An 8,288-nucleotide genomic window follows, 5' to 3' on the forward strand; every position below is an offset into this window, starting at 1 on the left:
TTACTCCACAAACAGAGTGGCGGGTTGTTCGAGCAAGCCACGGATGGCCTGGATGAAGAGCGCCGCGTCCATGCCGTCGACCACGCGGTGATCGAAGGAGCTGGAGAGGTTCATCATCTTGCGGATCACGATCTGGCCTTTGATCACCATTGGCCGTTCGATGATCTTGTTGACCCCGACAATCGCCACTTCCGGCAGGTTCAGCACCGGCGTGCTGACGATGCCGCCCAGGGCGCCGAGGCTGGTCAGGGTGATGGTCGAGCCGGACAGTTCATCGCGGCTGGCCTTGCCATTGCGCGCGGCAGTGGCCAGGCGAGCGATTTCCGCCGCGCTGTCCCACAGGCTGCGGGTTTCGGCGTGACGCACCACCGGCACCATCAGGCCAACGTCGCTCTGGGTCGCGACGCCGACGTGTACCGCACCGAGGCGGGTGATGACCTGGGCCTCGTCGTCGTAACGGGCATTCATTTGCGGGAAGTCGCGCAGGGCGACGACCATGGCGCGAACCAGGAACGGCAGCAAAGTCAGCTTGCCGCGAGTCGCGCCGTGTTTTTCGTTGAGGTGCGCGCGCAGCTCTTCCACAGCCGTGACATCGATTTCTTCGACATAACTGAAGTGGGCGGCACGCTGGGTGGCGTCCTGCATGCGCTGGGCGATCTTGCGGCGCATGCCGATCACCGGGATCTGCTGTTCATCGGTACGTTGGGCGTAAGCCGCCGCCACCGGTGCCGAAGCGTTCGACTGACCCTGGGCCAGGTAGGCGTCAAGGTCTTCGTGCAGTACGCGGCCGGCCGGGCCGGTGCCACGCACCAGGCGCAATTGAATACCGAGGTCCAGCGCATGCTTGCGCACGGCCGGGGAGGCCAGCGGACGCTCATCGGCTTCGCGAGCAACCATCGGGCCCTGGCATACGGCAGCTTTTGGCGCTGGGGCCGCGACCGATTTGCTTTCAACCACGGCTTCAACTTTGGGCGCGACCACCGGGGCTTCTTTAACGGGAGCCGGTTGCGCCGACTCCTTAACGTTGCCCGCGCCTTCGACTTCAATGCTGATCAGCACACTGCCAACCGCCATGACTTCGCCCGGCTGGCCGCCAAGGGCGATGACCTTGCCATGCACCGGCGACGGAATATCCACCATCGCTTTATCGGTCATGACATCGGCCAGCACCTGATCTTCGACGACCATGTCGCCGACCTTGACGTGCCAAACCGACAATTCAACTTCTGCAATGCCTTCACCAATGTCCGGCATTTTAATGACGTGCGTGCCCATTCAGACCTCCATGACCCGTTTCAACGCCGCGCCCACTCGGGACGGCCCTGGGAAATACGCCCACTCTTGCGCGTGCGGGTAAGGGGTGTCCCAACCGGTGACGCGTTCGATCGGCGCTTCCAGGTGGTGGAAGCAATGCTCTTGCACCAGCGACACCAGTTCGGCACCGAAACCGCAGGTGCGGGTGGCTTCGTGAACCACGACGCAGCGGCCGGTTTTCTTCACGGATTTGACGATGGTCTCCAGGTCCAGCGGCCACAGGCTGCGCAGGTCGATGACTTCGGCATCGACGCCGCTTTCTTCAGCGGCGACTTGCGACACGTACACTGTGGTGCCGTAGGTCAGCACGGTGACGTCCTTGCCCGGACGGGCGATCGCGGCAACGTCCAGCGGTACGGTGTAGTAGCCGTCCGGAACCTGTGCGGCGGGGTGTTTCGACCATGGGGTTACCGGGCGTTCGTGGTGGCCGTCGAAGGGACCGTTGTACAGGCGTTTGGGCTCAAGGAAGATCACCGGGTCATCGTTTTCGATGGAGGCGATCAGCAGGCCTTTGGCGTCGTAGGGGTTGGACGGCATGACGGTGCGCAGACCGCACACCTGGGTGAAGAGTGCCTCGATGCTCTGGCTGTGGGTCTGGCCGCCGTAGATGCCGCCGCCGCAAGGCATGCGCAGGGTCATCGGTGCGGTGAACTCGCCAGCCGAGCGATAACGCAGGCGCGCGGCTTCGGAAATGATCTGATCGTAGGCCGGGTACACGTAGTCGGCGAACTGGATCTCCACCACCGGGCGCAGACCGTAGGCACCCATGCCCACGGCAGTACCGACGATGCCGCTTTCGGAAATCGGCGCGTCGAACACCCGGGAGGTGCCGTACTTGCTCTGCAGGCCTTCGGTGCAGCGGAACACGCCGCCGAAGTAGCCCACGTCCTGGCCGAAGACCACGACGTTGTCGTCCCGTTCAAGCATCACATCCATGGCCGAGCGCAGGGCCTGGATCATGGTCATGGTGGTCGTGGTCATGGCGGTTTCCAGCTCGATTTTGTTGTTGTGATCGTTCATGTCAGATCCCCAACTCCTGACGCTGGCGCTTCAAGTGCTCCGGCATCTCTTTGTAGACGTCTTCGAACATGGTCGCGGCGCTCGGAATCTGGCCGCCGGCGAGGGTGCCGTACTGCTCGGCTTCTTTCTGTGCGGCGATCACTTCGGCTTCCAGTTCGGCGCTGACGGCGGCGTGTTCCTCTTCGGACCACTGACCGATCTTGATCAGGTGCTGCTTGAGACGCGCAATCGGATCACCCAGCGGGAAGTGGCTCCAGTCGTCGGCGGGACGGTATTTGGACGGATCATCGGAGGTCGAGTGCGGGCCGGCACGGTAAGTGACCCATTCGATCATGGTCGGACCGAGACCGCGGCGCGCCCGTTCGGCGGCCCAGGCAGAAGCGGAGTAGACCGCGACGAAGTCGTTGCCATCGACCCGCAGGGAGGCAATGCCGCAACCGACGCCACGACCGGCAAAGGTGGTGGCTTCACCACCGGCAATCGCCTGGAACGTGGAAATCGCCCACTGGTTGTTGACCACGTTGAGGATCACGGGTGCGCGGTACACGTGGGCGAACGTCAGGGCGGTGTGGAAATCCGACTCGGCGGTGGCGCCGTCGCCGATCCACGCCGAGGCGATTTTGGTGTCGCCCTTGATCGCCGAGGCCATGCCCCAGCCCACGGCCTGAATGAACTGGGTGGCGAGGTTGCCGGAAATGGTGAAGAAACCGGCGTCCTTGACCGAGTACATGATCGGCAGTTGCCGGCCCTTGAGCGGATCGCGCTCGTTGGACAGCAACTGGCAGATCAGGTCGACCAGCGGTACGTCGCGGGCCATCAGGATGCTTTGCTGGCGGTAGGTCGGGAAGCACATGTCGTCGATGTTCAAGGCCAGGGCCTGGGCGCTGCCGATGGCTTCTTCGCCAAGGCTCTGCATGTAGAACGACATTTTTTTCTGACGCTGGGCAACCACCATGCGGTTGTCGTAGATCCGCGTCTTGAGCATGGCGCGCATGCCCTTGCGCAGGATCGCCACTGGCACGTTTTCAGCCCAGGGGCCGTGGGCATTGCCCTGGTCGTCGAGCACGCGGATAAGGCCGCGGGCCAGATCAGCCGTGTCAGCCGGTTCAACGTCGATTTGGGGTTTGCGCACCGTGCCTGCATCGGTCAGGTGCAAGTAGGAGAAGTCGGTTTTGCATCCTGGACGGCCCGAGGGTTCGGGGACGTGCAGGTGCAGCGGTTCGTACGCTTGGGTCATGGCTTCTACGCTCGATCTTGTGAATTTCTTGTAGTGAGCTGACAGATTTCATTCGGTAGAAGAAATCTTGTCCTACAACAATCATAGGCCCGCCCAAGAAGAATATTTCTCTCTGTTTCGTTGCGCTGAAGATCATTTGCAGATAAAAAACCTGCATAAACATAAAAAACAGGTGGTTTTGTCTCATGCGCAAACTGGACCGTACCGATATCGGCATTCTCAACAGCCTTCAGGAGAACGCGCGCATCACCAACGCCGACCTGGCGCGTTCGGTGAACCTGTCGCCGACGCCGTGTTTCAACCGGGTCAAGGCCATGGAAGAACTGGGGGTGATTCGCGAGCAAGTGACGCTGCTCGATGCCGACTTGCTGGGGCTGCATGTGAACGTGTTCATTCACGTCAGCCTGGAGAAGCAGGTGGAGGAGGCGTTGCAGCATTTCGAGGAGGCGATTTCCGATCGCCCCGAAGTGATGGAGTGMTACCTGATGGCCGGCGACCCGGACTATCTGATCCGGGTGCTGGTGCCGACCATCCAGTCGCTGGAGCGCTTCATGATGGACTTTCTGACCAAGGTGCCGGGGGTGGCGAATATCCGTTCGAGCTTTGCGCTCAAGCAGGTGCGGTACAAGACCGCGCTGCCGTTGCCGGCGAATGGGCTGACGTTGCCGTAGGAGCGAGCTTGCTCGCGAAAAACCTGAGGGCGCCGGGGCGTCAGGTTTTGCGCGTTATCGTTGGCGTTTTTCGTCGGATCGCCGCCCGGAGCAAGCTCGCTCCTACAGGTCAGAGTTGATTCAGGGGGACTTTCAGATACCTGACGCCATTGTCTTCGGCCGGCGGCAAATTCCCCGCCCGCACATTGACCTGGATCGCTGGCAGCAACAGCGTCGGCATGCCCAACCCGGCATCACGCCGGGTGCGCATGTCGACGAAGGCGGCTTCGTCGATGCCGTCGCGCACGTGGATGTTGCTTTTGCGCTGTTCACCCACAGTCGTCATGTATTCGGAGGAACGGCCCTCGGGCGGGTAGTCGTGGCAGACGTACAGGCGCACGCTGGCGGGGAAGGCCAGCAGTTTCTGGATCGAGGCGTACATCTGGTTGGCATTGCCGCCGGGAAAGTCACAGCGCGCGGTGCCCACGTCCGGCATGAACAGCGTGTCGCCGACCAGGATCACATCGTTGCCGATCAGGTAGGCCATGTCCGCCGGGGTATGGCCTGGCACGTGGAGGGCGGTCGCCCTGAGGTTGCCGATCATGAACGATTCGTCGGGGGCGAACAGGTGGTCGAACTGGGAGCCGTCGACGCAAAAGGCCGGCTCCAGATTGAACAGCGCCTTGAACACGTTCTGAACCTTGCTGATCGACTCGCCAATGGCGATTTTGCCGCCAAGCACCCCGCGCAGATACGGCGCCGCAGACAGGTGATCGGCATGGGCGTGGGTTTCCAGCAGCCATTGCACTTGCAAGTGACGGGCGCGAACGAAGGCGATGATTTTGTCGGCCTGGGTGGTCGCCGTACGCCCGGAGGCACCGTCGTAGTCGAGCACGGGGTCGACAATCGCACACTGCCCGCCATCCGCCTCGTAGACCACGTAGCTGTAGGTCGAGGAGGCGGGGTCGAGGAAAGCTTCAATCAGCGCGGGCATGGACACGGACCTGTACGGGGGTAGAAAAGTCAGTCATGGGTTGCAACACTTTATGTAAAAACATAATGTTCACAGCTTAAGTGACGTTGAAGGCATCCTGCAAATGCAATCCAGTCTGACCGAATGCGAAGTCGCTCAACTGCGCGCCTCGGCCTCCAAGGCGTGTGCGCTGCTCAAGGCCCTGGCCAATGAAGATCGCCTGTTGATCCTGTGCCAGTTGACCCAGGGTGAGCGCAACGTAGGCGATCTGGAAAAAATGACCGGCGTGCGTCAACCGACCCTGTCCCAGCAATTGGGCATCCTGCGCGATGAAGGACTGGTCGCGACCCGTCGTGAAGGCAAGTACATTTTTTACGGTCTCGCCAGTCACGAAGTGATCCAGGTGATGAAAACCCTCTCCGGGCTGTATTGCGGGGCAGTGCTTAAAAGCTGGGTACAACCTTAAATGCCAGCAAACACACAGAACCTGTAGGAGCGAGCCTGCTCGCGATGGACGTAATGGCACCGCGTTTATACAGATAGCACGCGTAATCGTTAGCGACCATCGCGAGCAGGCTCGCTCCTACAGTGCAGCAAAAGGAACAAGCAATGAACGATCAACACTGGGGCCCATCCATCAGTGCAGATATCGTGGTCATCGGCGGTGGCACGGCGGATATGGGCCTTGTCGCCAGCCTGCTCAAGCGTAGCCCGCATCTGAACATCACCGTGATCGAACCCGACTCCCGGCACTACTGAGAACTCCCTATGTTGCTGGCAAGTCTGTTTGGCGTAGTGATGGGGTTGGTGCTCGGCTTGACCGGCGCTGGTGGCGGTATCCTTGCGGTCCCGGCCCTGGTGTTGGGGTTGGGCTGGAGCATGACCCAGGCCGCTCCGGTGGCGTTGTTCGCGGTGGGCAGTGCGGCAGCGGTCGGCGCCATCGACGGCTTGCGCCATGGCCTGGTGCGGTATCGCGCAGCGCTGCTGATCGCGGCGCTGGGCGCGGTGTTTTCGCCCCTGGGCATCTACTTCGCCCACCGGTTGCCGGAAAAAATCCTGATGATCCTGTTCAGCCTGCTGATGGTCGTGGTGGCCGGGCGGATGTTGCGTCGTGAGCGCAAGGACGAGGGCCCCAGCGATCACGGTCACGCCAACTGGGGCCAGAAGAACTGCATGCTCGATCAACAGACCGGACGCTTTTCCTGGACCGCCAAATGCACTGCGACCCTCGCCGCGCTCGGGGCAGTAACCGGCGTGGTCTCGGGATTGCTGGGGGTGGGCGGCGGTTTTCTGATCGTCCCGGCGTTCAAGCAACTGACCGATGTGCAGATGCGCGGGATCATCGCCACCTCGCTGATGGTGATCAGCCTGATTTCCGCCATCGGCGTGATCGGCGCCTTCCAGGCCGGGGTGCGCATCGACGGTTCGGGCATTGCCTTCATCGTCTCAAGCATCGTCGGCATGATCATCGGCCGCAAGCTCTGCGCCCGGGTGCCGGCGCGGGCGTTGCAGGTCGGGTTTGCCAGCATCTGCGTCGTGGTCGCCGCCTACATGCTGTTCAGGGCCAACGCCTGACCGGTACCGGTGCCTGTGGACGCCACTCGGGTCCACAGGCCTACACCCTAAGTGGCGAGCCTCGCCGACCAGCGGTCTTACGCCATAGTGGTCACGCACCGCCGGCTCATCCAAAGCACCTGAAAACCAGCCCCAAGGCAGCGTATGGCGCCGCCGGTCAGGTTTCGATAATCGCCTCCGACACTCAGTCCCCGTTTCGGAGCGCGCCATGCACAACAATAAGAACGTCACGCATCGTTTTCTGCCTGCCTTCATCGCCAGCCTGTCTGCCCTTGGCCTGAGCCAGGTGGCGGAGGCGGATATCATGCTGTACGACAAGGACCAGACCACGTTCTCCACCGACGGCTACATCAACGCCTTCTACGTGAACAGCGATGTCGACCGCGCCGGCGAGCAGTTCGACCGTCGACAGTCACGGGTGAAGATGGGCTTTTTGCCCAACTATCTGGGGTTCAACATGGGCAAGCAGGTAGACGATCTCAAACTCGGCGCCCGTGCCTCGTTCTGGGTCACCATCAACGACAGCCAGACCAACGGCACCGACACCGCCATCGATGTGCGGCAGTTCTTCGGCACCGTGGCCAACCCGGAGTGGGGCGAAGTGCTGATTGGCAAAGACTTCGGGCTGTTCGCCCGTTCCAACATCCTGCTCGACGAAATGCTCGCCGGTTACGGTCAGGTCAGCGATACGTTGGGGCTGGTGGATGGCGGCGGGGTGTCGTTCGGCAACATCGGCACCGGTTACCCGTATCCGTTCCCGACCTCGCAGATCACCTATCGCACCCCGGTGATGGACGGTCTGCGTGTGGCGGTCGGCATCATGGACCCGGTGGACACCAACGACAGCAGCCCGACGGGCAAGGCCTATCAGGAAAACCCGCGTACCGAGAGCGAGGTCACCTACCAGTTCGACCTGGCCGGGGCAAAGATCTACAGCTGGGTCAACGGCAGCTACCAGACCTCGGACAACACCGATTCCACGGTCGAGACCGTCACCTCGAAGGGAGTCGGTTATGGGGTGCAGGCGAAGATGGGCGGCTTGTCCCTCACCGGGTCCGGTTTCCAGGCCAAGGGCATCAACCCGTTTTTCACCAACAATGCCGGCGAGCCGACCCTGCGCAACGTCGACAGCGACGGCTACCTGTTGCAGGGCTCCTACAAACTGGGCAAGAACCGCCTGGCCTTGTCCTACGGCAAGACCAATGACGATGGCAACGGCGTGGTCGGCAGCGGCGCGGACTACGAGACCCGCGGCATCGCGTTGTTCCATGACGTGAACGACAACCTCAAGCTGGTGGCCGAGTACAACCAGTTCGAAATCAACGGCCACGACACCGACGAGCAGAACGAAGACACCGATACCTTTGCCGTGGGCGCGGTGCTGACCTGGTAGCTGACCGGAATACAAACAATTGTGGGAGCGAGCCTGCTCGCGATGGCTGAGTGTCAGGCGACATGGATGTTGGCTGTGATGGCCCCATCGTCGGAACGCCGCCCGGAGCAAGCTCGCTCCCACAGG

8 protein-coding genes and 1 pseudogene are annotated in these 8,288 nt (G+C 61.8%); 5 read left to right on the forward strand and 4 right to left on the reverse strand.

Features of this window, described 5'->3' with window-relative positions; translation table 11 throughout:
- Genes AC1DRN_RS22795 through AC1DRN_RS22805 form a run of 3 tightly spaced genes read right to left on the reverse strand, consistent with a single transcriptional unit; the run spans position 1 to position 3,571 of the window.
- Positions 1 to 1,275, reverse strand: a complete 1,275-nt coding sequence (locus AC1DRN_RS22795; RefSeq protein ID WP_223461954.1) for a dihydrolipoamide acetyltransferase family protein — start codon at positions 1,273 to 1,275, stop codon at positions 1 to 3.
- Positions 1,276 to 2,334, reverse strand: coding sequence for an alpha-ketoacid dehydrogenase subunit beta (locus AC1DRN_RS22800; RefSeq protein ID WP_108215957.1), 1,059 nt, complete (start codon positions 2,332 to 2,334; stop codon positions 1,276 to 1,278).
- Position 2,335: 1 nt separating this feature from the next.
- Positions 2,336 to 3,571, reverse strand: coding sequence for a 3-methyl-2-oxobutanoate dehydrogenase (2-methylpropanoyl-transferring) subunit alpha (locus AC1DRN_RS22805; RefSeq protein ID WP_223461952.1), 1,236 nt, complete (start codon positions 3,569 to 3,571; stop codon positions 2,336 to 2,338).
- Positions 3,572 to 3,756: 185 nt separating this feature from the next.
- Here AC1DRN_RS22805 and bkdR point away from each other — a divergent pair, with 185 nt between their 5' ends.
- A complete protein-coding gene (gene bkdR / locus AC1DRN_RS22810) occupies positions 3,757 to 4,242 on the forward strand; it encodes a Bkd operon transcriptional regulator BkdR (protein WP_477786803.1) in 486 nt (161 codons plus the stop codon).
- Between the two features lie 109 nt (positions 4,243 to 4,351).
- Here bkdR and AC1DRN_RS22815 read toward each other — a convergent pair whose 3' ends face one another.
- The gene (locus AC1DRN_RS22815; protein ID WP_223461950.1) at positions 4,352 to 5,215 is read right to left on the reverse strand and encodes an MBL fold metallo-hydrolase; all 864 of its coding nucleotides are present in this window, start codon (positions 5,213 to 5,215) and stop codon (positions 4,352 to 4,354) included.
- A 103-nt stretch (positions 5,216 to 5,318) separates the two neighbouring features.
- On the opposite strand from AC1DRN_RS22815, the gene AC1DRN_RS22820 reads away from it, so the two are divergent.
- The 4 genes and pseudogenes from AC1DRN_RS22820 to AC1DRN_RS22835 all read left to right on the forward strand — a co-directional run bounded on the left by AC1DRN_RS22820 (position 5,319) and on the right by AC1DRN_RS22835 (position 8,162).
- Positions 5,319 to 5,660: an ArsR/SmtB family transcription factor gene (locus tag AC1DRN_RS22820; protein ID WP_218428678.1), complete on the forward strand. Its 342-nt coding sequence runs from the start codon at positions 5,319 to 5,321 to the stop codon at positions 5,658 to 5,660.
- 143 nt (positions 5,661 to 5,803) lie between these two features.
- Positions 5,804 to 5,950 (forward strand): annotated as a pseudogene (locus tag AC1DRN_RS22825) (pyridine nucleotide-disulfide oxidoreductase); the annotation flags it as partial.
- Between the two features lie 12 nt (positions 5,951 to 5,962).
- Positions 5,963 to 6,769 carry a sulfite exporter TauE/SafE family protein gene (locus AC1DRN_RS22830; RefSeq protein ID WP_223461948.1) on the forward strand — a complete coding sequence of 269 codons (807 nt, stop codon included), beginning with the start codon at positions 5,963 to 5,965 and terminating at the stop codon, positions 6,767 to 6,769.
- A gap of 208 nt (positions 6,770 to 6,977) precedes the next feature.
- Positions 6,978 to 8,162, forward strand: a complete 1,185-nt coding sequence (locus tag AC1DRN_RS22835; RefSeq protein ID WP_223461946.1) for a porin — start codon at positions 6,978 to 6,980, stop codon at positions 8,160 to 8,162.
- Positions 8,163 to 8,288 lie beyond the last annotated feature (126 nt).

The sequence above is a fragment of the Pseudomonas sp. P5_B3 genome (genome assembly GCF_056400405.1).